The 22,923-nt window shown below is 42.0% G+C and carries 22 protein-coding genes and 1 tRNA gene; 6 read left to right on the top strand and 17 right to left on the bottom strand.

Translation table 11 applies throughout. The features are described from left to right. Window positions 1-13 precede the first annotated feature (13 nt). Together ligD and COR50_RS04320 are read left to right on the top strand one after the other, a co-directional pair. Window positions 14-1,948, top strand: coding sequence for a DNA ligase D (ligD, locus tag COR50_RS04325; protein WP_098192850.1), 1,935 nt, complete (start codon window positions 14-16; stop codon window positions 1,946-1,948). A 26-nt stretch (window positions 1,949-1,974) separates the two neighbouring features. After that, complete coding sequence (locus COR50_RS04320) at window positions 1,975-2,169, top strand: hypothetical protein (protein ID WP_157760617.1); 195 nt, start codon at window positions 1,975-1,977, stop codon at window positions 2,167-2,169. 78 nt (window positions 2,170-2,247) lie between these two features. Here COR50_RS04320 and COR50_RS04315 read toward each other — a convergent pair whose 3' ends face one another. The 4 genes from COR50_RS04315 to COR50_RS04290 all read right to left on the bottom strand — a co-directional run bounded on the left by COR50_RS04315 (window position 2,248) and on the right by COR50_RS04290 (window position 7,429). Continuing rightward, on the bottom strand, window positions 2,248-3,204 hold the full coding sequence (locus COR50_RS04315) for a hypothetical protein (RefSeq protein ID WP_157760616.1): 957 nt from the start codon (window positions 3,202-3,204) through the stop codon (window positions 2,248-2,250). Window positions 3,205-4,802: 1,598 nt separating this feature from the next. Beyond that, window positions 4,803-5,009: a hypothetical protein gene (locus COR50_RS04300; protein ID WP_098192845.1), complete on the bottom strand. Its 207-nt coding sequence runs from the start codon at window positions 5,007-5,009 to the stop codon at window positions 4,803-4,805. A 101-nt stretch (window positions 5,010-5,110) separates the two neighbouring features. Further along, window positions 5,111-5,782: a response regulator gene (locus COR50_RS04295; protein WP_098192844.1), complete on the bottom strand. Its 672-nt coding sequence runs from the start codon at window positions 5,780-5,782 to the stop codon at window positions 5,111-5,113. A 3-nt stretch (window positions 5,783-5,785) separates the two neighbouring features. Next, window positions 5,786-7,429, bottom strand: a complete 1,644-nt coding sequence (locus COR50_RS04290; protein ID WP_098196094.1) for a tetratricopeptide repeat-containing sensor histidine kinase — start codon at window positions 7,427-7,429, stop codon at window positions 5,786-5,788. A gap of 398 nt (window positions 7,430-7,827) precedes the next feature. On the opposite strand from COR50_RS04290, the gene COR50_RS04285 reads away from it, so the two are divergent. After that, window positions 7,828-8,526, top strand: a complete 699-nt coding sequence (locus tag COR50_RS04285) for a porin family protein (protein ID WP_098192843.1) — start codon at window positions 7,828-7,830, stop codon at window positions 8,524-8,526. An 81-nt stretch (window positions 8,527-8,607) separates the two neighbouring features. Here COR50_RS04285 and COR50_RS04280 read toward each other — a convergent pair whose 3' ends face one another. Next, the gene (locus COR50_RS04280; RefSeq protein ID WP_098192842.1) at window positions 8,608-9,387 is read right to left on the bottom strand and encodes an enoyl-CoA hydratase-related protein; all 780 of its coding nucleotides are present in this window, start codon (window positions 9,385-9,387) and stop codon (window positions 8,608-8,610) included. 24 nt (window positions 9,388-9,411) lie between these two features. Then, a complete protein-coding gene (locus COR50_RS04275) occupies window positions 9,412-11,439 on the bottom strand; it encodes a S9 family peptidase (RefSeq protein WP_098192841.1) in 2,028 nt (675 codons plus the stop codon). A gap of 126 nt (window positions 11,440-11,565) precedes the next feature. Here COR50_RS04275 and hflX point away from each other — a divergent pair, with 126 nt between their 5' ends. The 3 genes from hflX to COR50_RS04260 all read left to right on the top strand — a co-directional run bounded on the left by hflX (window position 11,566) and on the right by COR50_RS04260 (window position 13,561). Then, entirely contained in the window at window positions 11,566-12,756 is a 1,191-nt protein-coding gene (hflX, locus tag COR50_RS04270) for a GTPase HflX (protein ID WP_098192840.1), read from the top strand. Between the two features lie 6 nt (window positions 12,757-12,762). Continuing rightward, the gene (locus COR50_RS04265) at window positions 12,763-13,095 is read left to right on the top strand and encodes a Rieske (2Fe-2S) protein (protein WP_098192839.1); all 333 of its coding nucleotides are present in this window, start codon (window positions 12,763-12,765) and stop codon (window positions 13,093-13,095) included. 392 nt (window positions 13,096-13,487) lie between these two features. After that, window positions 13,488-13,561, top strand: a tRNA-Asn gene (locus COR50_RS04260). A gap of 347 nt (window positions 13,562-13,908) precedes the next feature. Here the strand turns inward: COR50_RS04260 and COR50_RS04255 are convergent. The 11 genes from COR50_RS04255 to COR50_RS04215 all read right to left on the bottom strand — a co-directional run bounded on the left by COR50_RS04255 (window position 13,909) and on the right by COR50_RS04215 (window position 22,920). Next, window positions 13,909-14,895: a type II toxin-antitoxin system HipA family toxin gene (locus COR50_RS04255; protein WP_098192838.1), complete on the bottom strand. Its 987-nt coding sequence runs from the start codon at window positions 14,893-14,895 to the stop codon at window positions 13,909-13,911. 2 nt (window positions 14,896-14,897) lie between these two features. Further along, window positions 14,898-15,221 carry a HipA N-terminal domain-containing protein gene (locus COR50_RS04250; RefSeq protein WP_098192837.1) on the bottom strand — a complete coding sequence of 108 codons (324 nt, stop codon included), beginning with the start codon at window positions 15,219-15,221 and terminating at the stop codon, window positions 14,898-14,900. Next, window positions 15,218-15,436, bottom strand: coding sequence for a helix-turn-helix domain-containing protein (locus COR50_RS04245; protein ID WP_098192836.1), 219 nt, complete (start codon window positions 15,434-15,436; stop codon window positions 15,218-15,220). The genes COR50_RS04250 and COR50_RS04245 overlap by 4 nt, the downstream gene beginning before the upstream one ends. Window positions 15,437-15,757: 321 nt before the next feature. After that, the gene (locus COR50_RS04240; protein WP_098192835.1) at window positions 15,758-16,123 is read right to left on the bottom strand and encodes a hypothetical protein; all 366 of its coding nucleotides are present in this window, start codon (window positions 16,121-16,123) and stop codon (window positions 15,758-15,760) included. Window positions 16,124-16,246: 123 nt separating this feature from the next. Continuing rightward, on the bottom strand, window positions 16,247-16,411 hold the full coding sequence (locus COR50_RS22225) for a hypothetical protein (protein WP_157760615.1): 165 nt from the start codon (window positions 16,409-16,411) through the stop codon (window positions 16,247-16,249). Window positions 16,412-16,436: 25 nt separating this feature from the next. Further along, window positions 16,437-17,126, bottom strand: a complete 690-nt coding sequence (locus tag COR50_RS04235) for a nucleotidyl transferase AbiEii/AbiGii toxin family protein (RefSeq protein WP_098192834.1) — start codon at window positions 17,124-17,126, stop codon at window positions 16,437-16,439. Continuing rightward, entirely contained in the window at window positions 17,119-17,673 is a 555-nt protein-coding gene (locus COR50_RS04230) for a hypothetical protein (RefSeq protein WP_157760614.1), read from the bottom strand. The genes COR50_RS04235 and COR50_RS04230 overlap by 8 nt, the downstream gene beginning before the upstream one ends. A 192-nt stretch (window positions 17,674-17,865) precedes the next feature. Beyond that, the gene (locus COR50_RS22220) at window positions 17,866-18,048 is read right to left on the bottom strand and encodes a hypothetical protein (RefSeq protein ID WP_157760613.1); all 183 of its coding nucleotides are present in this window, start codon (window positions 18,046-18,048) and stop codon (window positions 17,866-17,868) included. Between the two features lie 129 nt (window positions 18,049-18,177). Then, complete coding sequence (locus tag COR50_RS04225; RefSeq protein ID WP_098192832.1) at window positions 18,178-19,218, bottom strand: serine hydrolase domain-containing protein; 1,041 nt, start codon at window positions 19,216-19,218, stop codon at window positions 18,178-18,180. A gap of 373 nt (window positions 19,219-19,591) precedes the next feature. Beyond that, window positions 19,592-20,863 carry an alpha-hydroxy acid oxidase gene (locus COR50_RS04220; RefSeq protein ID WP_232516269.1) on the bottom strand — a complete coding sequence of 424 codons (1,272 nt, stop codon included), beginning with the start codon at window positions 20,861-20,863 and terminating at the stop codon, window positions 19,592-19,594. A gap of 80 nt (window positions 20,864-20,943) precedes the next feature. After that, entirely contained in the window at window positions 20,944-22,920 is a 1,977-nt protein-coding gene (locus COR50_RS04215) for a heparinase II/III domain-containing protein (protein WP_098192831.1), read from the bottom strand. Between the last annotated feature and the right edge of the window lie 3 nt (window positions 22,921-22,923).

Raw genomic sequence — 22,923 nt, 5'->3', positions numbered from 1 at the left:
GCCGGAAAAAAAGATGAAGCCGTTTTATAGTCCCATGCTTGCCACCCTGGTAGATAAGCCTTTCGATGATCCCGGTTGGATTTTTGAACGGAAATGGGATGGGTACCGGGCGATCGCTTCCTGCCATAAAAATATTTGTAAATTATATTCACGTAACCACCAATCCTATCTGCCTGCTTTTGACATAATTGCCAAAGCTGTGGAGAAAATTCCACATAACGTGGTGTTAGATGGTGAATTGGTTGTATTGGATAAAAATGGACATGATGATTTTCAAAGGATGCAGCAATATAAAAAAAGCAAGGAAGGCAAGCTTGTTTTTGAAGTGTTCGATCTATTATACCTGGATGGTTATGAGACAACAGCTTTGACTTTATTGGAAAGGAAAAGCCTGCTAAAGGACTTAATAGCGGATTTGGATGATCCGCACGTGCAATATACCGATCATTCCAGGGCTAAAGGTTCGGAATTTTTTAACAAGGCACGGAAGCGCGGATGGGAAGGGATGATTGCGAAAGAGGCCGACAGTTTTTACTCTGAAGGATTGCGCTCAAAGCAGTGGTTAAAAGTGAAACATCATAAGCAACAGGAAGCTATTATCGCGGGTTACACGCGCCCGAAAGGTAGCCGTTCAAAATTCGGCGCTTTATTACTGGGCGCATATAATGGCAAGAAATTGGTATTCTTAGGTCATTGTGGCGGTGGATTCGACGAAGCTTTATTGAAAGAAATATACGGGATGATGCAAGCATTTAAAACTCAAAATAACCCCTTTGATACCGAGTTTAAACCGAACGGGGAACCCACATGGTTAAAGCCGAAGCTGGTTTGTGAAGTGAAATTTGCCGGTATGACGGAAGCCGGGCAACTCCGGCAACCCATTTTCTTAGGTTTACGAACAGATAAAGCAGCCAAGGATGTTACCCTTGAAGTGCCCCGCAAAATTACCCCGAAGAATGCCGCTAAAAAAGTTATTAAAAATAGCCGGGGACAAACAGAAAAGGAGGAAATTATGTCAAAAAACACGCTTAACAAGGAAACGATTAATATGGGTAGTAAGCAAGTTCCGGTAACACATACCGAAAAATTGTACTGGCCGAAGGAAGGTATCACGAAAGGAGATTTGTTGCAATATTATGAATCCATTGCCCCGTATATCTTACCACATCTTAAATTACGCCCCCTTTCCCTGCACCGCTTTCCAGAAGGTATTCAGAAGCAGGGTTTTTATCAAAAAGATGTTGATACGGAGCACCTGCCTCCGTTCGTGAAAACGGTGCCAATTTATGCGGATTCTGCCAAGAGAGATATCGACTACGTGGTTTGTAACAACGGTGCGACCTTGATTTACTTAACTAATCTGGGTTGCATCGATATGAATCCTTGGCTGAGCAGAACCCGGAATTTAGATCAGCCCGATTTTATAGTTTTTGATCTGGATCCGGGTAAGATCGATTTTGAAGCGGTTGTGGAAACAGCTATTTGTATCAAGGAATACTTGGAATCGTTAAATATTACTTGCTATTGTAAAACTTCCGGCTCTACCGGGATTCATATTTTCGTACCTACAGGTGGCAAATTGGATTATGATGCCGGTCGTTTGTTTGCCAAATATGTTGCTACGCAGGTACAAGCCCAATTGCCGAAAATCACCAGCGTAACGAGAGCGGTTTCTTCCAGGACTAAAAAGGTTTATATAGATTACCTGCAAAATAGCCGCGGTCAAACGGTGGCTTCGGCTTATAGCGTTCGTCCGAAACCAGGTGCTACCGTTTCAATGCCTTTAGATTGGACAGATATAAATGCGCAGCTTAGCATCCGGGATTTTGATATCCATAATGTGCCCGGTTTGCTGGAATCAAAGGGCGATATTTGGGAAGGCGTACTCACGGAAAAGAACAACTTTAAAAAGGCCATTCAACTGATTGGAGAACTTGAAGCTAAATGATGTTGTTATCATATAAAGCTGTAGACATGAAAAAAGTAAAAGTAGTTTATCATAAAGGACAGAAAAGAGATATTGCCCAGGAAGGACTGTTGGGGCATTTCGTGCGCGGACTTCTATTTGGCGCTGCCGTAGGCTACGTATTAACATCGCCTAAGTCTAAAGAATGGAAGAAGAAAATCGAGGAAAAGTGCGACCGCTTTTTGGAAACTATGATCGCGTGATTTCATCCTAATACTAATTTATTTTAAGCATTAAAACTCCGCTGCTTCGGGCTACGATCTCCGGATAGTGGAGTTTTTTTATGGCCAATCGGGATGTATATATTTCCTGATAATATATTCTGTAATGGGTCTCAACCTTATTTTTATTTCTACCGGGTGGTAGCCGTCAGCGGTAAAATATTCGAGCTTGCCCTTGATCTTTGAATACCATACGCGGCCAACATCGTCTAAACCGATGGTATCTATTTGCGTGATCTGTTTAAAATGCACCAGTTTGAAAGTGTCCAGCGCTAATACTAAGGTATGCTTATCCATTTTTTGGGTACAGGGCACTTGTTGGTAATGATCGACGTTCCAGTACATACAGGAGCCTTTAGCTCCATATAACCCCATTATTGAATTTATCCCTGGCCGGTTCCGATTATTCCAATACATCGTGCCGGAAATGGCAAGAATTACGGCAATAGAAACGAATGCTATTGTCCTACTATTTTTTAACAGTCCATTCAATATAATTTGATAGAAGCCAATCCATTTTCTAGGCTCTTTTGGTGATATTAGCAGCTCCTCCCCTGCTGTTTTATCAATAGGAATCACTTCTTCTTCTTCAATTGGTTCCCGCCCTTCATCACCATTTTGACTACCGTTTTCTATGTTTGTGTTGACTCCTTTTAAAACCTCATATTTCGCCCCATATTTATAAGGCCTCTGTTCAAAATCGATCAGCCAGGCAAGTAATTCAATATTCTTTTCATCAGTAGTGCTTGTTAATTCCCTTAAATAATTCACCAGGGGCCTGAATTTATCAGTATCGCAGCGTTTGATGGCCAGTATTGATTCAGCTTGTCCTTCACCGGTGCCGAAGAAGCTTCTCAATGTCTTCTCATCTCTAGGTCGATAGCGTTCCCGGTAAATAATTAAGCATTCTTCTTTGAGCTTGGCCGGGGAGGGGTTCGTTAGGTTTAATGAAAGCTTATTGGCCGCCCTTTTACGGTTATAATCCTGGATGACCAATTTAATGTAATCAGGAAACATTTTCAACATTTATAGGGGTGAAAGTATCGGAATTTTCGGAATACGATCCGCATTTTCGGAATTCCTCCGGAATGATTGGAATTATCGGAACTGCTTGCCAATCAACCTGTTAACCCATCCTATCTTCGTTCTCGTAATCGGTTGTACATCTCATTAGCTACGGGAAACACTGATTCTACAAAGGCATAGAAAGCGGTAGTGAATAACCGGTTTGGGAAGCGATTATAAGCTCCCGTGATCTATGCCACCCTTCCTTCCCAAAAAATGCGAGCGGCGCCACTCGCACTCACATTCACGGCTTGCCGGCATCAACCGGCCGGGGGCTGATTTCCTAAAATTAAAAAATTAATAAGATGCTAGAGTTAATTCTCGCCTTTTTCTTGGCGTTCTGCCCTAATCATCATAAAAAATCAAATCACGATAACGGAACACAGGTAACCACCATGGATACCGGTGGAGAAACAGAGCACGGTCCGAATCAACCACCACCACCTCCTCCACCTCCGACAAATCCGTAACTAAAATCTGACCGCCCCGATTCATGGGGCGGTTTTTATTTGGGAGAACATGGGTGTTCATACCATTTGCTTTATTTTATATCATTGTTGTCCGACTAAATTTTCAATGTGGAAGAACAACGATCTCCGTTAAATGTTCGACTCAATGCCTATCTGCCCGTTTCTTGTACTTTTTTGCTTGCCCCAAAAAGCACCTAAAAAGGGCACAAATTGGCCATTACGGCAGCCAATTTGATCGCCCGGTGGAGCTTTTGTACTACTGTATCACCAGGCTTTCATTCGCTATCTGGCAAGGAATACAGCAAGGCTTGAATCAATTTTAATCGGACAACAATGATTTTATATGTATATACATTCATGTACTTTTTTATCAATAATAAAGAGGTCATAAAGGGAAACATAATTTCAAGTCTTTCGGTTGAAGATAAATGCTATGCATGCCATGTACAATATGGAAGCGCTTTTATAGGCATCCGTCAAATTATCTGTCAAAATACAATCTAATGATATCAGAAAGGTTAAATGGTAAATTTTCCCGAACATTCACATGATAAGCCCGAACATTCACATGATTTATTGGGCTATTGATTATATTCCCACTTACACAGTGTTTTATTTGTTGATCTCGCACTATCCAAGGATATTTCGATGATCTTATGTTTACAGTTTTTCAGTCCCCGGCAATCATCCCGGTAATGATATTTTTTAGCATATTTACTATCACATACAAATACGGTAACCCGTTTACAGGTTATGCCACTGGCAAATACAAGGGTTAATAACAAAAGTTTCATGGATGGGTTTTTAAATAAAATCCTAGAATGTCAGAATGTTCTTAGAACAAGAAGTGCCAGCATGATCGAGATACTGCAAAGCCAAAGGAAAACCATTAGACAACCTTTGGAGGTCGTTCTATAGTACATCCGGTTGTAAGCGGCCTTTTTGGGATTGGTTAACCAACCCCAACCCCGCGGCGCTTTGAAACCGAGGGAATGCCTGGCATAACGCTTCCAGGATGTCCTGGCGGCTATTCTTTTTTTTAAGGATGGTTTTCTAATTCCAAATTTCATCATGCAACATTTAGCGGGTATGACATTCTATGCAGCAGGTTTTACAGCCATTGACTTTAGAATAAAATTTTTTGGCTGTAGAGACTGCAATTTTACAAGAAGCAAATTGACCGAGCGGAATCCTGTTAATACGCAACGGCATTTTATAGCAAGCTTCTGCATGTACTTCATGCTCGCCATTGCTTTGCTTGTTCATATTAACATAATAATTCTTCATGGTACCGGCTTTCTAGGTTCAAAGCTAGTACGCATGGGGATGTGATTTTTACGGGAAACCGTAAAGGACGAGTTTTCTAGCTAAGGGTAGAATTGATGGATCTATTCGAATGAAACGATTCCCCATTTTACACAATGAGCGATGATCTGTTCATTTTTGGAGTAGTTGAAAGCGGCCTTCATACCATTGATTCTTTTTTCAATGCTGCTTTGGCCAGAAGGTTGGATATTATGTTCTTTAAAATATGCAGCAATTTCTTTTTGGCTCATTCCTTTTACCATTTGTTCCACGATCTTGATATCATAGTCGCTAAACTGGTAAGTATTACCGCGTGATTCGTTGAGAAGTTGACTGGAATAATATTGTTGGTTATCATTAATACATTCGAATGCTTTTTTCAGTTCCTTGGCATCGCCCCTGGCCTTTCTTACAAAACCGTCTATTTCTAAATTTTTATAAAGATCCAGTATAATTGCGGGCCGGTGTTCAGCGGAAAATACCAGTACTTTCAAGTCGGGTTGTAAGTCCCTGGCTGCTTTAATCAAATCCATCCCGTTGGACAGCTTCACTTCCCGGTGATCTTTTTCGAAATAAAGATCCGTTATTAGTAAGTCATACGAAGCATCTTCCTGTATAGATTTTTGTATTTTCAATAGCGCATCATCGCAATAAGTAGCAGTTTCATAATCGCTGATACCTATTTCTTTCAATGTTATATTTAAGGAGATGTTGACACTTTCGTGATCTTCGGCTACTAGTATTTTACGGATCATATGTTATGTTATTGGGATATTAATTTGAATTTTTAGACCTTTTTCATTTTGGAATGATCCAAATTTAATAGTCCCGTTTAACTTGCTGATACGGTTTTCCGTATTGATCCAGCCATTTCCGGGTTTAAATGGTACAGGTAATCCAACACCATCATCGGAATAGTTTATAATTAATTCTTTTGTTGTTCGTTCAAATTTTATAAAAGCATTTTTTGCCTTGCTATGTTTTTTCATATTTACCATCCATTCTTGTAAGATTTGTTCCAGCTCAGTTTTGATTTTTGGGCTCATGTCATTCCAAGTTGCGTTTGTATTACCGGCAATGGAAACGAGCCTATCATTAGTTGAGAACGCGGATAATAAATTCGAAATGGACCTTGTGTAATCGCGCGATATATTCGGTGTACCCTCGTAGGAAATATCCCTCGATTGCTCGTAAAGCACTTCCATTTTATCCAGTAATTGTTCTTTATCTATCACCGGGTTATGCTCTATTTTCGTCATGATCTGATACAATCCATTTGCTACAACATCGTGCACTTTTTGGGAAGTTCTTAGTTTTTGTTCCCGCATCAAGCGTTGTTTTCTTTTCCTGTAATTATAGAAACCAAAACTTGCTCCGATCATGCCAAGAGCGATACTCATGATTAACTGTATAATCCTGGTTTTCTTTTCGGCATTTTCCTTTTGAAGTTGCAGGTTCTCCGATTTAGTTTTCTCGGCATCGAAACGGATTAATGCAAACTGATTTTTAGCATTATTCCTACCGGTTTGTATGCTGTCGGATAACAACTGGTAACGTTCGAAATAATTTTTCAGTTGCTGATCAGGCGCTAATGCCAATAACTTTTGTAAGGCTTCTACTTGATCATCGGGGCTATTGAGTTCCCGCGCTTTGGCATACATTTTCTTGGCATACAACAATGCGGAATCAGGGTGTTTATTCGCATAATAGTCCGATAAATGTGCATAGCTGGCATTCAGTCCCCAATTATCCTTTTCCTGCTGGCGGATGTTCAAGGCTTCCATCATTTGGGGAGCTGCTTTATAATCGGAGTTCTGCAACCATTTCACTTTAGCGAGGTTAGATAACAACCGGGCATAGCGTTTTTTATTGTTCCGGCTTTGTGATAGAATGGTGTCGTAAATTGAAATGGCCTTATCGTATTGACCGTTTTTCTGGTAAGTCACGGCTTTATTACTCAGCGTAATGACCCGCGTAACAGTATCATTTGCATACTTCAATGCTTCATCAAGGTATTGGATCGAGGCATCATAATTTTTTAAGTTCATATTGGTAATACCTAACTCGTTGTAATCGGAGTAAAGGCAGTAATAGTCCTTCGGATTGTTTTCATCCAAGTGTTTCAAGGATTGGAGCAAACTCTCCTGGCTATTGAAATAATCCCCGGCATCCGATTGAATGATGGCCATCCTGTTATATGCCATGGCAATTTCCAGGCTATCTTTTGAATTGTTAGCAGCTTTGTTATAATAATAGAAGGCGGAATCAACATCCGTATAAAACAGGGACTCCCCTTTTTGGTAGTCATTAGATGTTTGAATCCGGGGGATTTCGGAAGATTGTTTACACCCGGTATAGAACAGGGCAAGCAGTGCAGTAAAATAAAAGTAATTTTTTAACACCGGAATTTGATTTAGGTATAATGGAAGAATATTGAACAAGGGTATGCCTGATGTATTAAGGATTTGTTTTATACAAAAAGACGGTCTTGTATGGGGGGAGGAAGGGTGGTTTGTCTAAATCTGTATTTCGACCGGTTATATGGATGCCCTTTAGGAGCGAGGGTTTTGTTACCAATAATTTCATGTTTTAAAACTTTAGGGTTTGCTAGGCTTCGAGAGCGGTTGATAAATATAATATAAATAGGCCGCATGGCGGCAATTTTTAAGTTGAATTTTGCGGGCGACAGCTATAAAATGACTAGCTTTGAAATTTTATTTTTGCAATATTTTAACCTTTGATTAGCGGCATTCTATTAAATTTGCCTAATATTCGATTCGCTAAGCATTTATAAGACATTATGAAAAAATTGATTTTTACGCTCTGCTTATTAGGAGTTTCCTTCGGGTTATTTGCGCAAGATGGCGCAGCAGGCGCTGTATTGAACAAAGCAACACAAAGCAAGGGATTTTCCAGGGACTTCCTGATGGTTCAGCTTTCTTATGATGGTTGGGGCAATATGCCTGATACTATCAGTACCAAGGGCTTATCGCGTGGATTCAATATTTATTTCATGTACGACTTTCCCTTCAAAAAAGGAAATTTTAGCTTTGCGGCTGGTCTTGGGTTCGGTTCCAGTAGTGTTTTCTTAAGAAACCTTAAGCTGGATATGCAATCCACTTCCTCATCCCCGAAGTTTGTTCCTACAGATGAATACAAAAAATATAAAGTTGCCACGACCTACCTGGACGTGCCTTTGGAAATCAGGTATTTTGCCAAGGATAATCCGAATAAGGGTTTCAAAGCGGCTGCCGGGATAAAAGTAGGGATGCTTGTTAATGCCCATACCAAGGGTAAAAACAGCCTGGGCGGCGAAAGAAATATCATCAAGGAACAAAACAAGCGTTATTTTAATACTTGGAGATATGCTGCAACTGCCCGCGTAGGGTACGGCAATTTCTCATTATTCGGTTCTTATACGCTGAACACCCTGTTCAAAGACAATAGTAGTGTTGATGTAAATCCGTATTCTATTGGTATTTGCTTGAGCGGACTCTAATTTTATAAAGATTTTTTATAATAAAGTAAGCCCGGGATTTATTAGATCCCGGGCTTAACGTTTTTATGAATGCAGGTGAAACTATAATCCTTGAAAAGCAGGTTTACGCTTTTCGAGAAATGCCTGGATCCCCTCCAAATTATCTTGCGTATTACCGGCAATCTCCTGGCAATAAGCTTCATATTCTAAAACAGCATCCAGCTGCTCCGTCATACCTTTCGTCAAGAGTTTCTTCAATAGCCCGATTGCCTTGGTAGGCGCTCCGGCATAAAACTTTGCTTCATCTGAAACAACCTGGTCCAGCTCCGCAGGTGCGACTACCTTGTTAATAAATCCCAATTCCATCGCTTCTTGTGCCGATAATTTCGAGGCCTTGGTTGCCAATTCAAAGGCTTTATGATATCCTACTGTGCGGGGAAGGAAATAGGAAGATCCTGAATCGAGTACCAGGGCAATATTGATAAATATCTCTATCATGCTGGCATTTTCAGAAGCTATAATCATGTCGCAAGCCAGGGCTAAAGAACACCCTGCCCCGGCGGCTACGCCGTTCAGTTTACAGATAACCGGCTTGGGCATATTCCTGATGGCGCGGATCATCGGGTTATATCTTTTACGTAAAGAATCGCCGAGGTTCCGCTTTCCTTGTTGCATACTGGCCTTTAAATCCTGGCCGCTACAAAAAGCTTTTCCAGCCCCGGTAAGTACTACTACCCTTACCTTGGCATCTTTCTCCACCTGTTTCAATGCATCTTGCAATTCATAGCTCATGGCATCGTTGAAAGCATTATAAACATCCGGCCTATTCAGCGTAATAGTGGCCACGCCGTTTTCGACTGATAACATCAAATTTTCAAACATGGTAGGAATATTTTGGTGTATATATTAAAGGGTGTTTTTCAACCAATCAAAGAATTCCCTTTGCCAAACAATCGCGTTTTGCGGGCTCAGTACCCAGTGATTTTCAGTTGGGAAATAAAGGAGTTTGCTCTTAATTCCATGTAATTGTGCCGCTTGAAATGCCTGTAATCCTTGTTCAATCCCTACCCTGAAGTCAATACCTCCCTGTATAATCAGGATCGGGGTATTCCATTTATCAACGAATTGGCTCGGGTTGAATTGTTCATAAATTTTTGCATTGGCCTTGTCCCAGTAAGCGCCGATATCGTAATTAGCGAACCACAATTCTTCCGTTGTGCCATACCAGCTACGCAGGTCAAATAAACCATCATGCGCGATGAATGTTTTAAAACGATTTTCATGTACGCCTGCCAACATATAGATTGAGTATCCACCATAGCTAGCCCCAACGGCGCCTAGGCGATTTTTATCAACAAACGGCTCTTTGCTAACAGCATCGATAGCCGAAAGGTAATCCTTGATGGGTTGTCCGCCCCAATCTTTACTGATCGCTTCATTCCATGCTACGCCATGTCCCGGCATACCGCGGCGGTTGGGCGCTACAACGATATAACCTTGCGCTGCCATCAGTTGAAAGTTCCAACGGAAGGAATAGAATTGAGATAAAGCCGATTGTGGCCCCCCTTGGCAATATAAAAGCGTAGGATATTTTTTATTAGGATCGAAGTCGGGAGGATAGATCACCCAGGTCAGCATTTGTTTGCCATCGGTAGTTTCGATCCAGCGTTCTTCCACTTTGCTTTTGCCGATTTTGCTATATGCTTCCGTGTTGACATTCGTAATTTGAATCATGTCCCCGGATTTAAGATCAACGGAGAACAATTCTGCTGCATGGTTCATATCGGCCCGGCTTACAACCATCCTGCCGTTAGATTCACCTACGATACCATTGATATCAAAAATTCCCCGGGTTAATTGTTTAATGTCTTTTACGGAAACTTCTTTCACCTTTCTCGGTAGGTCGATGACAAACATCTGCTCCGTACCTTTTACTACTGCAAGGAAGTAAATACTTTTCCCGTCCTTTGAGAAAGTCGCGCTGCTAACAGTTCCGTCCCAATCTTTCGTAAGGTTAACTGTTTTGCCGGAAGAGAGGTCATGCCAGATAATGTCCTGCTTATCTGCTTCGTAACCATCCTTAGCCATACTTAACCAAAGCAACTGCGTACCCTTTTCATTGAAGGCCGGAGACAGGTCGTACCCCATCATACCTTCCGTAAGGTTTCGGGTAGATTTATGATCTACATCGTAAACATATATGTCGGTATTGGTGCTAGTAGCATATTCTTTACCGAACTTTTTCTTGCAAACATAAACAACCTTGCGGCTATCGGGGCTCCAGAGAAAGTCTTCTGCGCCGCCGTAAGGCATTTGCGGGCAATCGTAAGGCAGCCCTTCCAATAAGTCGGTAGCTGCGCCAACTTCACCATTGTCATACGGCGCAACGAAGATGTGGCTGAAATAACCATCTTCCCAAGTGTCCCAATGGCGGTAATTTAGATCCGTGTAGATCTGCACGTTTGACTTTGGAAGGTCCGGGTAGAAATCGGAGCCACTTACCTTGTTGATCTTCACATCCTTTGAATAGATAATATATTTCCCGTTCGGCGACAAGCGGATGTTTTGAACATCGCTTGGAAATTTCGTTTTCTGTAGAGCATTACTACCATCGCCACGCATTTCCCAATACTGGCCTTTATAATTGAATCCTAAGTTGCCGCTAGGTCTTAGTTGCACCAACCCTTCGTTGCCCTTGCTGCTTGTCAATTGGCGGGCTTGTCCGCCCATGACTGGAACAATAAATAAGTTTCTTTCCGAGCGGTTGTCGGCCAAGGAGTAATTAGATACCCCGTAAATCACGTGAGAGCCATCGTCTGTTAACGTTTCAGCACTCACCCTTCCCAGTTGCCAGAGCATTTCCGGGGACATTTTTTCTTGTGCCATACCCTGTTGCATAAATAAAATACCTGCTAATAATAAAAAGCTACGCATTGGTGTAGAATTTGTTATGATGCATAAATGTAGGAAAAGCCGATGGACGGGCAAAAAAAGGAACCGGGAAAGGCATGTGAAGGGCGGGAAATTAATTAGTAACTTTGTAGAAATTTTATATCGACATTGCTAGAAAAGAAACAGGTAATTAATAATGAAGAACGTTGCGTGCTGGTGGGTTTGATTCATAAAGAACAGACGGAACCACAGGTGCAGGAGTTCCTGGACGAGTTAGCCTTCTTGGCAGAAACAGCCGGGGCGCAAACCGTGAAACGTTTCACCCAAAAATTGGCCCATCCAGATAGGGCAACCTTCGTAGGGAAAGGTAAATTGGAAGAGATCCAACAATATATTCAAGGCCGGGAAATCAACCTGGTAATATTCGATGATGAATTGACCGGTTCCCAGATTGTAAATATCGAAAAAGTTTTAAAGGTTAAGGTGATCGACCGTAGTGACTTGATCCTGGATATATTTGCGCGGCGCGCCCGCACCGCCCAGGCAAAAGTACAGGTTGAGTTGGCACAGTACCAATACATCTTGCCAAGGTTGAGGGGGATGTGGAGTCACTTGGAACGGCAAGGAGGTGGTATCGGTTCAAGAGGTCCCGGTGAAACGGAGATCGAAACCGACCGCCGGATCGTAAAAGATAAGATTTCTTTATTGCGCAAAAGACTTGCGGAAATAGATAAGCAGTCTTTCACCCAGCGTAAAGATCGCGGTGAATACATGCGCGTAGCCTTGGTGGGATATACGAACGTGGGAAAATCCACGATCATGAACCTGCTCAGTAAAAGTGAAGTTTTTGCGGAGAACAAGTTGTTTGCGACGCTGGATACTACCACGCGGAAAGTGGTATTTGGACAAACTCCTTTCTTATTAAGCGACACCGTTGGTTTCATCAGGAAATTGCCGCACCATTTGGTAGAAAGCTTTAAATCTACCTTGGATGAAGTGAGGGAAAGCGACATCCTGCTTCACGTGGTGGATATTTCGCACCCGAAATACGAAGAACAGATTGATGTTGTGAATAGAACCCTCGCTGACCTGAAAGCCCTCGACAAACCAACGATCTTAATCTTTAACAAGATGGATCTCTACGAGAAGCAAACCTTCGACGAATGGTTAAGTGACGAGGTGAAGCAAGATATTTTACAACAGCTGAAAGAAAGTTGGGAGCATAAAACCCATGGCAATTGCGTATTCGTTTCCGCCACGGAAAGGCAGAATATCGATGAGCTAAGGCAAACGATCCTGGATAAAGTAGTTCATTTATACAGGGAACGCTATCCATATAAGACGGAATATTTTTATTAATTATAGATGGGCAAGCAATACAACTGGCATTTGATGCCACCGGTAGTAACGATAGAAAAGGAAATTACGGTTGTGGAAGTACAAGGTAAAAAACTTTGTGTGACGCGGTACGAAGGCCAGTTGTATGCCTTTGCTTATAAATGTCCACATGCAAGCGGTATCATGGCAGAAGGGTATATCCAGGAAGGACAGGTTGTTTGCCCCTTGCACCGCTACCGTTTCAACATCAAGAACGGTTACAATACGAGCGGCGAAGGATTTTATTTGAAGACCTACCCTATTGAAGTGAGGGAGGGACAAACTTATATCGGTTTCGAGAAAAGCTGGTTAGGGTTTTAGCATTGCCGCTGGGAAAAGTTATTATAAACCCATTTCTCCACTTTCATACTCCAGGTGAATCACTTGTATTGCCAGGGTTGATATATTCGAAAAATCGCCCCGGTATTGTCTTTTTCTCCCCTGTTGCATAGGCGGTTATACAATTAATATTTTCCCATCTATAACCTGTTGGTTCAATACCTGTTGCATAGCGATTTTTCGGAATTTGAACCTTGTACCAGGTTGAAGATTACAAAAAAATCAAAAAAGTTTATTAGTGGAAATCCTTTGCCATGGCCATTTTCAGTAATGTGCTAAAAATTTTTTCTAAAAAAATGAGCAATAGATTTTGCAGGAATGAAAAAATATCTATTTTTGCAATCCCAATCGAACGGGAAACAAACAAAAAACATTCCTCCTTAGCTCAGTTGGTTAGAGCATCTGACTGTTAATCAGAGGGTCGTTGGTTCAAGTCCAACAGGGGGAGCGAAAAAGAAAAGGCTTGCAGTAATGCAGGTCTTTTTTGTTTTTGTGATGTTTGTTTCGCGAAATTTTAGATGAAGTTGAATTCTTGGGATATTTTGGGGTCAGAAGGTGTGGTTGAAGAGCTTATCCTTATCTAAGTTAACTTATTTTTTGTGTTGTTTTTGTCAGTAGAATTAAGAGATGCGAATTGTCTCTCGGTATTAAACATACGCTTTTCATGATGCATAAGTAGCTAGAAGATGGCAATGAACCGCTTAGAAAATTATTCATCATAATAATACTTCAAACGGCTCCCTACTCGCTTCACGTCCTATATCCTTACTCATTTAACATTCCGTCGATTAGTCTTCACTTCTTTTCCAGTTGCCTTAATCGACCTTGATACGATTGCCAATAATTACGCTTGGTGGTTTCATCCAGGTATGACGCCAACGTTAATTCCTGCACCTTATCTGTTTCGGAAAGCATGAGTTGCCTGATTGCATCGAAAGAGGCTTGGGAAATGCCTGCCTGATCGGCCAATACTAAAAACTGCTGCATAATTTTCCCCTGCGATAAATTTTTGGGGAGCAAGCCATCATCTAAGGCGAAATCCTTGTCCTTAATATGGATCCGGCTGTTAAGCAAGTCATACGCCGGACTCAGCCGGTAATCTCCCATTGGCGTTTCGAGGAGAGAAAAATTTTTGAAATGTGCATCGCCATTTGAAAAGAGATAGTTGAACATGAGCAGTTTCAATAATTTGGGCGCTTCCACGGGATAAGCCGGGACGTATTTTTGCATGAGCTGAAATAGCTCCAAATAGTTGCCGAGATATTTATAATGTTCTCCGTGTGTTTGAGGCGTGCGCCCAGCTAGTGATGCAAAATCTTCTTGCGCAAGTTTTCTGTCATTTTCATCGACATCAAAACGTTTGGTGATGTACGCAGGTGCTCCATTCCGGAAGAAGATCAGCGCATTCTCCGCCGTTTCGATATGATATACTTGTCGCGCAATCTGCATGGTAAGGTGTTCATTGGGGGGCATCTGGTCCGGTCGTCGGCCGTTTGCCGGAATTGGTTTTAATATGTAACTACCTCGTTCGCCCTCGTTAATCAATCGAAGTTTATTCTTCTCGAGCAGAACGGAGAATTTTTCTTGTACACCCGAGATAGATATGCGTTTTCTGTTCTCATCAAAGAGTTCGTCCATTGCCGCATTAGTGGCGGGTGAATCATAGGGAAGAAGATGACTTACTTTGCGGCCCTTGAAGACCCTGACAAGCGCTGTTCGACTATAGGTATGGTAGCCATGAGCCAAAGTCCCGGGACAATGTTGGATATCTGGTAAACTCATGTTTAATCGATTTTTGACACGGTAACCGCGCCGATGGTATCTGTTTGTGCAATCGTCAGCAATAACCCGAAATAGTCGGTTTTGTCCAAGTGGTTAAGCTGGCAAACTACCTGCTTGTTTGACCCTTCCGGTAGCATGTTGTAGAAGAACGGGAATAAGTAATTAGAATGGTATGGTGTGGCGATCTTCGGCAATGTAAGGCTGATCGCTGGCTTGCTGCCGTCTTCTACCCACGATGCGTTATACTGGAATGTGAACGTACCATCATCATGCTGTATTAGGACGCCGGCTTCTTGTCCTTTGAAAAGAATGTTGGCTGCTCTCATGCGTTAACCCCCATGTTTTTAATGACGACTGTTACTTCAAGGCCCAGTGCTTCACCGAGCTTTTGGAGTGTTTGCAAGGTAGGATTGCCCTTGCCGCTTTCAAATTGTTTCAAGGTCCTCAATGCTACGCCGGAAAGTTGAGCGAGCGTCTCCTGCGTCACATTTAAAGATTCCCTTCTGGCTTTCACGATGTCGAAAATTTCCCTTGAGTGCATTATAATACCTTTTTCATGGTAAATTTAAGCATTCTGGATTAAAATTCGTTAAAAAGTGCGACAAAAAGCACTTTTTGATTAAAATATATATGGAACGTGTCCAAATGCGCTAAAAAGGGTACTATAATGCCCTTTTTCAAAGACTCATTTCTGGCATATACTTGACAAAAACGAAAAATAAGAGATAAGCATTGTCGTTAACTGGATTACCTACTAGTCAGCAAACATGAATTATTCGCAAACAAATGTTCCCACGCTAAATATGGCTAACCCAGATTAGCGTCAATGGAAGGACTAACTTTTTACATTACGATCAACTGCCTATCCACAGAAAGTCCTCTTTAAATCGTTAATCAACCGTTCAAAATCAGGTAGGATTTGAACTTTTTCAGGATGGCCACTGTAGATAGCATGATTTGGATGCAGCCCATCGGTAAGAAAATAGACTTGTGTATTATGTATATTCCCGTTTGCGCGAATTTTGGAAAGATGTTTCTCCACTAGTAGAGCAGTTATATTCTTCCTAGTGATCACCACTATAAAACCTTGGAGTTGCTTATCCGCAGTAACTACAAATTTTTCTTTTGTTATACCATGCTTGTAATACATTGTCACTCCCTGCATACCAATTAGATAATTGGATGAGTTGATAACGACGTTTTCCAACTCACCCCTTTTTCTACCCATATAAGTTTTAATATCCACTACCCCCTTTATCAAATCATTTTTTATAAGTAGTAGGTCTGGGTATATAACCTTGCCTTTTTCCCGAGCTGTTGAATTGTCAAAGGTTGATCAATCGCTATTTTATCAATAATTGGAAAGTTCGTTAACAGGAAGTAGGCAAACAAGTCTTCCATCATGCTTGAAACCACGACGTATTTTGTCAGTAGATACAAAGCCCGTCGGCATTGTTACTTGGCGGGATTTTTTATAGATGCAGATAACTTCATCTAAAAATTCTTGCTGAGTCATAGTCCTGGTATTTTTAATGTTACTGCTAAGTAGACCTGATAAGACTTGTCTTAATTTTAGCTATTAATTTCCCCGCACTACCTCCATATCTAACACTTTCCATATGGCAATACACGCCTTCCTCAAAGTCAGGATGCTCTACTAATGGTATAAGTTCTTCTATAAGATACTGTCTCACCGATTCAGGGGCTCTTAGAAGTTGATCATCAAAATCTTTACAATTCTCAAAAATATAAACCATGTCTTCGAAATCACGGCTTGTACGTAAATCTCCACCTCTTGATTTATGAGCCTCCCATTTGGAAGCCAAAAAGTAAGGCAATGAAAAAATAAGTATTTCAGTTTCGTCATCCAATTTATATGGAATTGCATTACTAAACCCTTCGGGATACCATCTATTACTAAATCCCAGGATATCTGAAGAGGTCGGCATTATATCAACAATAATTCCCTGAATAGTATAGCGACAAATTACTCCAGATTCTATGTCATTGACGAAACCCAACGCTCTGAGCTTGTCTTCCATTAGAGAATGGTCGGCATATGTAGCCAACTCTATCACCACATCCACGTCATCGGTAGGTCTGATATTTTCTGCCAGTGCTTTTTGTGTAGAATATAAAGAAACGGCGGCGCCACCCACAAATACATAGAGATTATTAAGCCCCTTTAAACATTGAGCAACTGCCTTAATTCGTACAATATTCTCATGCATGGTGAATGCTAAATTTTTCTTGCAATAATCTAAGTGCTATCTCCTTTTCTCTGACTTTACCTATGCGCATCACATCAACTAAGGATAACAATTCATATAGTTTTTGATCTTTCAAAGCTGCCTGAACCGCATTCGGATATAAAGGGTTTATTGTTTCACCTCTCGCTGTTCCTTCTGCATATGGCCATACTACCATTTCATTTAGTTGGTTTGTCATAAGGTATGGTAACATCACAGGAGAAGAAAAGGCCGTGGGGATCCCAATTGCAATTGACCCCCGTATAGCAGGAAATACTCGCGGCAATCCATATTGAATAAATTCAAGAAAAGCCTTTCTCATGACCTTTCTTTTTGAAGTATCTAGTAACTCGGCCAATGCTGATCGTTGCAAAGAATAGCTAACCTCGGAAGGACTTAAAAACAGGTCTTCCGCAATGTCCTTGTTCATCCAATTCGGATTAGATATGATTATTTTCAACAATACCGCTATGTCTTGCGGTCGCATGCCATTACGTTGATTCATATCACAAAGATACGAATATTTCATAATTCATGATTCATGAATCATGAATTTGTCGCCTGAGTCTATAATATTGACATTCATTTATTTATCCTCCCATGCTTAATGAAGGCTCTTTAAAAATCGCTTTCACCCCCTGTAGCAAAAACTATATTTAACTGTTGTATCAGAACTATAATTTGCGCTTTGTGAGGCTATACATTAATAGCTTTTATTGTCCTATCGATCATTAAACACCACTAACTCCTGCGAATACTCCTTCTTAACCGCCTTCTCGAAACTATCCAGGTAGCTCTCCGTCATCAATGTTCTTATACTTAAGGTGTGCGATATCTGTAGCGTTGATGCCAATAGCCAGGTAAGGAAATAACTAAAAGTCTTTCGCCTTCCGTTCACTTTCACATTCTAGTTGATAGCAATAGATTTTGCTAATATCTTCCAGCGTTAGTACTTTCTTGATATTTCGAGAAGATGGCGGTTGAGAAAGCCTTCGGCCAAAGGGTTAAACTGAATTCTAAATTTACATTACCACTACAAACCATTCACCCGCCTAAATATTTTGATAATACGGTTATTCACAACTTCTGATACATTCCAGGTGTATCCATCGAAATTCGTCGTATTCACAAATTGGATGACCACGGTATTTATATCTTTTAAGTACTTCGCTATGCTTTGGTAGCCGGGAACTAAGCCGGTATGTTGATATTTGTATATGGAGGAATAAATTTCCTGTTCATCTTTATTCAGCAAGGTACCCTCGTTTAATGCCTTTAAGAAAATGCCCACATCTTCTGCTGTGGCTAACATGGAACCATAATAAGCCGTTTTGATGTCTTCGTCGATCCCGACATAATAACCGCTCATGACATCATCTAAGTTCACATCCCGGATCGACCCGAATGTGTTTTTTAGTCCGAGCGGATCCAATATCACCTCCTTGATATATTGAAACTTTCTATAGCCTACCACTTTTTCAATAATCATTGATATCAATAAATAGTTGGTGTTTGAATATTCATAATCTGTACCGGGTTTGAAGTTCGCCGGTAAGTCCAGCACTAAATCGAGCGTTTCTTTACCATTGCCCGGTGGATTTTTCCAAAAATTAGGCGTGTTGGTAAAATTGGGGATACCGCTTTTGTGCTGTACCAACATCCTCAAGGTTATTTTATCTGCATATTCAATTCTGCCTGCTAACTCCGGTAGGTAGTCCGCGAGCGTTTTGTCTAATGACAACCGTTTGGCATATACCAATTTGGTGATGGCAACTGCATCATATAGTTTCCCGATGCTGGCAATCTTGAATAAAGAATGTGGATCGGCAGGAATTTTACGTTCCCTGTTTTTCCATCCCGCCGCATAAAAAGCAGGTGCTTTATCCCCTTGTTGTATATAAACTATTATCCCATCAAACCCAAGCCCAATGGACTTGTCTACTTGTTCTTGGATAGTACCGGGGAGCGGGGCTATCCAGGTTTTAACTATAATCCATGGTACAAAAAACATGGAGATTGCAGTGCCCAGGATTAATGCTATTCTTATAGTTAGTTTTATTTGTTTCTTGGTCATACTTTCTATGATGGGGCGCTAATAAATAGCTCGCTAAATTAAAAGAGTTGGTAATATGTGGGAAACCATAGTTTAACCTAGCTAAATTAATTAATAATTGATAAATGCTTTAATGTGGCATTGCCGACTTTCAAAACCGAACCCCGTTGATCATTTTCCAATTAAATCAAAGCCATGGCAACGTGATGAACGATTCGGGTGTGCTTGTTTGCACTGCCGTCAATGGAAACGCATCATGTCAATATATTGATCCGTTTTAAAGGATCAGCTGCAAGGATAGGAACTTATATATATTAGCATCCCCGGTATCGCGCTAATACCGGGGATGCCTAAAAAATATGTTCATTAGCTTCTTAATGTATCTAGCCGTTAATTACCTCACCAAATGCTCCGCAAAGCGACCCGTATCTTCACAACACAATTGTTCCATCACCTGCTGCAACTGTGTTTTCAAGATCGATATGGTGTGATCTCCTCCCCTCTTTCCTAATGCCGCTACACCGTACATGAAACTACGGCCCATAAATGTAAACTCCGCACCGCTCGCCATGGCCCTGGCAACATCCGGGCCGGATCGGATGCCGCTATCCATCATGATCTTGATCTTCCCGGCATATTCCTTCGAAATCCGTTTCAGCGAATGTACCGCCGACTCCCCCGCATCTATCTGCCTGCCCCCGTGGTTCGATACAATGATTCCATCAAGCCCCAGGCGTACTGCCATCCCGGCGTCCTGCTCGCTGGCAACGCCTTTCAATACTATTTTCCCTTTCCACTGATCCCGGATCGGCTTTATCTTTTCTTCGTTCAAACGCCCTTCAAAAGTTTGATTCATAAACAAACCGAGCTGCTTCATGTCCAGGTTACGCGGGATGTATGGCTTCAAGGTTGCAAATTCGGGGATGCCGTTTACCAAGGTGCTGAGCGCCCAATGCGGCCGCGTCAAGATCTGTAAAATATTTTTCAAAGTCATCTGCGGCGGCATCGCCAAGCCGTTGCGGATGTCGCGCGGGCGGAACCCGAAAGTCGGCACATCGCAGAGTAATACCAGGGTATCACATCCGGCTGCCTGCAACCTGTTGAGGATGTCGTCCCTCAACCTGTTCTCCGCCGGGTGGTACAGTTGGTACCAGAAATTCCCCCGGGTGATCTCGCTAACCGTTTCAATCGATGCCGTCGTGACCGTGCTAAGTATAAAAGGAATATTATGTTTCGCCGCCGCCGCCGCTAATATCTCGGTGGCTTTCGGCCACATCAGTCCTTGCAAACCCACCGGGGCAATCCCGAATGGCGCATCGTATGTTTTGCCGAATAGCTCCGTCTTCAATGATGAGCCATGGTGCCGCGTAAGGTATTGAGGAATCAACTCTACCTTGCGCAAATCATCCGTATTTTTAAAAAGGTTTACATCCTCATTGCATCCGCCATCGAGATACTCGAAAGCAAAACCCGGCGTTTTCCGCTTGGCCTTGTTCCTCAAATCTTCAATCGATGGATAACGGGTATCATATTTCCAACTCATCCTGCTGTTGTTATCAATTAATAATCTGTGATCAACAACTGTAGCCTGGTAATTAGCCTCCTGGACCCAGCTTCCATGGCACTTTTCAGCCGCCGTTGCGTCGCACTCTTGTGCTTTTGCCACGCTATGCAGCAAATGGTACTTACCGGTACAATTTTGAGTCGGAAAATTAATACCTCGCTGATTCCTGTTATTATAGTATCTTATTGTTTACTGATAATAAATTTGTATTTACCCTTCAGCGACAATTTTTTTGCTTTCAATGACAGCCTGTATATTTGATCGCCCCACACGTTCGACAATCTTTTGTCCGGCAAAGGAACCGTTTCTACCGAAGCTGTAAATTGCGCCGCATCGTACGCTAACCTTACCTGCTTGTTATCCTTGATCAGCACCACGACCCCATCCTTGCTAATGTCCGGTTGAGCCCAGGTCATAAAGTTGATGATATTAGCCTCCTTGCTGGCCGCCAGTTGGTAATTATCTTCTATTACAAGCTTGTCATCGCCTAGGGTGTATTTCCGCAACCACGCTTTTACCGCTGCATCTTTGCCATAAGCAGCAGCGATATCCAAGCTGAACGTTTTCTTTTTTTCCTGGAAGCTCGCATTGCTGGCTTTATAATCTTTACCGAAAGGTTGCGGCTGCCCATTTACCATCGGCAGGTTGTGGTAATTACTCTGCATCGTCCAGATCTTGTAACGGTCGCTGCTGAATGTTTGCCTGGTATAAGTACCTACGCCGGCATCGATAAAAAACGGGAGGGTATCTATATACAAGGAGAATGTGCCGGCATCGTTGTGATTATGACTTTCATTATTATAACCACCTTTCGCTGCGAAGAAATAACCTGCCTTATTTTTCATATAACAAACCTCGGTTTGCGGGTACCAAACCGAACTGAAACTTGGTAACGAAGGCTGCGTTTGAACGAGCTCTTTATAAATCGATAAATTCTCCAGCGTCCTGAAAAAGTCCCTGGAACTACTTTTTTGTACGTCAAAATTTTCTTTTCTATGCAACAAGTACGCGGCAAAATGTTCCATACTCTCGCTATGTATGGCTTTCCCATAACGGAAAACCAAACCTGGATCTCCATCGTTTCGTGCCGAGGCATCGGCAAAATTTACGACCCAGCCGTTGCCAACATAACTATATGCAATGTAGTTTCCCATATTTTTTATAATAGGCTTATCGAAGATGGATATTTTACCTCCTGTAGCATAGCTCAGCACTTGCAGGTAATCGTACATCTTCCCAGCCGCATGCCCCCAATAAGAAGAGCCTTCCTCACAAGCGCCGTCTTCCTTGGTGTAATTGATGAACTGGTCAACACTACGCATCGTTTTGTAAACAGCATCGGCAAGTTTATCCCGGTTTTCTTCCATCAACAGGAAGCATAATAGCACGTTTGAATTGCACCAGGGGTTCCAGTTATTTACGAAAGCGCCCGGTTTGCTTGCCTGCCACCAGTAATCGTTGCGTTGCATATAGGGCACTAAAATCCTGGTCTGGATATTCTCCTTGAGCCTGCTCGAAATGATCGTATCTACCTTGTCAAATTCATCGTGGAAGAAATAGTATGTCCAGGAGAGGAAAGCGCCCATATCTCCCGACACCAGTTCTATGACGTTGTCCTTGGGATCGGGTAAAGCCCGCTTTCTCAATTGGAGCCCGCTTAAATGCGCTGAAATGGCCCAGGATGGAAGGTTACAGTTGTACCAAACACCGTTGATGATTTGATCCATAAACCGGCCTTTCCCTTCGGCCAGCTCTGCAAATACCAAGCTGCTCAGCGCCGTATTATTGGCGCCGTTCGGAGCTTCCATAGCTGCGCGGCTGCCGCTACGCTCATATTCCAGGTATTCAGTAGCTTTGATTACTTTCCACTCGTAGTTTAAATATTGCTCCCCGTTCTTGATAAGCGATGCCTTGGCTTCGCCCGTAAAATTATCCCAGCCTTGCCTGTCGGTATAAGCAGGATATTTAAGCCATTGTTCCTTGGGTAAGAGTCGCTCTTTAACCTGTTCCGGGTTAGCAGATTTCTGCAATAAATCCCGCGCTGTTTGTGCTTTTAACCCGCTGCTAAAAAGGGAACACAGGATGAGTATATAAATGAAATTCTTAGTTGATAACTTGTTTACCAAGGTATTCAGATAGTTTAAAGTTGATATGTACATGCG

Origin of the sequence: Chitinophaga caeni, assembly GCF_002557795.1 — a bacterium.
Classification (GTDB): domain Bacteria; phylum Bacteroidota; class Bacteroidia; order Chitinophagales; family Chitinophagaceae; genus Chitinophaga; species Chitinophaga caeni.
Note: the sequence above shows the minus strand (reverse complement) of the source record. Positions and strands in the feature narration are given on the sequence as shown.

Excerpts from the sequence above, each read along its gene's own strand:
- ligD (WP_098192850.1), top strand. The coding sequence starts at position 14 with ATGAAGCCGTTTTATAGTCCCATGCTTGCCACCCTGGTAGATAAGCCT.
- COR50_RS04320 (WP_157760617.1), top strand. The coding sequence starts at position 1,975 with ATGAAAAAAGTAAAAGTAGTTTATCATAAAGGACAGAAAAGAGATATT.
- COR50_RS04315 (WP_157760616.1), bottom strand. The coding sequence starts at position 3,204 with ATGTTTCCTGATTACATTAAATTGGTCATCCAGGATTATAACCGTAAA.
- COR50_RS04300 (WP_098192845.1), bottom strand. The coding sequence starts at position 5,009 with ATGAAGAATTATTATGTTAATATGAACAAGCAAAGCAATGGCGAGCAT.
- COR50_RS04295 (WP_098192844.1), bottom strand. The coding sequence starts at position 5,782 with ATGATCCGTAAAATACTAGTAGCCGAAGATCACGAAAGTGTCAACATC.
- COR50_RS04285 (WP_098192843.1), top strand. The coding sequence starts at position 7,828 with ATGAAAAAATTGATTTTTACGCTCTGCTTATTAGGAGTTTCCTTCGGG.
- COR50_RS04280 (WP_098192842.1), bottom strand. The coding sequence starts at position 9,387 with ATGTTTGAAAATTTGATGTTATCAGTCGAAAACGGCGTGGCCACTATT.
- COR50_RS04275 (WP_098192841.1), bottom strand. The coding sequence starts at position 11,439 with ATGCGTAGCTTTTTATTATTAGCAGGTATTTTATTTATGCAACAGGGT.
- COR50_RS04265 (WP_098192839.1), top strand. The coding sequence starts at position 12,763 with ATGGGCAAGCAATACAACTGGCATTTGATGCCACCGGTAGTAACGATA.
- COR50_RS04255 (WP_098192838.1), bottom strand. The coding sequence starts at position 14,895 with ATGAGTTTACCAGATATCCAACATTGTCCCGGGACTTTGGCTCATGGC.
- COR50_RS04250 (WP_098192837.1), bottom strand. The coding sequence starts at position 15,221 with ATGAGAGCAGCCAACATTCTTTTCAAAGGACAAGAAGCCGGCGTCCTA.
- COR50_RS04245 (WP_098192836.1), bottom strand. The coding sequence starts at position 15,436 with ATGCACTCAAGGGAAATTTTCGACATCGTGAAAGCCAGAAGGGAATCT.
- COR50_RS04240 (WP_098192835.1), bottom strand. The coding sequence starts at position 16,123 with ATGGGTAGAAAAAGGGGTGAGTTGGAAAACGTCGTTATCAACTCATCC.
- COR50_RS22225 (WP_157760615.1), bottom strand. The coding sequence starts at position 16,411 with ATGACTCAGCAAGAATTTTTAGATGAAGTTATCTGCATCTATAAAAAA.
- COR50_RS04235 (WP_098192834.1), bottom strand. The coding sequence starts at position 17,126 with ATGCATGAGAATATTGTACGAATTAAGGCAGTTGCTCAATGTTTAAAG.
- COR50_RS04230 (WP_157760614.1), bottom strand. The coding sequence starts at position 17,673 with ATGAAATATTCGTATCTTTGTGATATGAATCAACGTAATGGCATGCGA.
- COR50_RS04225 (WP_098192832.1), bottom strand. The coding sequence starts at position 19,218 with ATGACCAAGAAACAAATAAAACTAACTATAAGAATAGCATTAATCCTG.
- COR50_RS04215 (WP_098192831.1), bottom strand. The coding sequence starts at position 22,920 with ATGTACATATCAACTTTAAACTATCTGAATACCTTGGTAAACAAGTTA.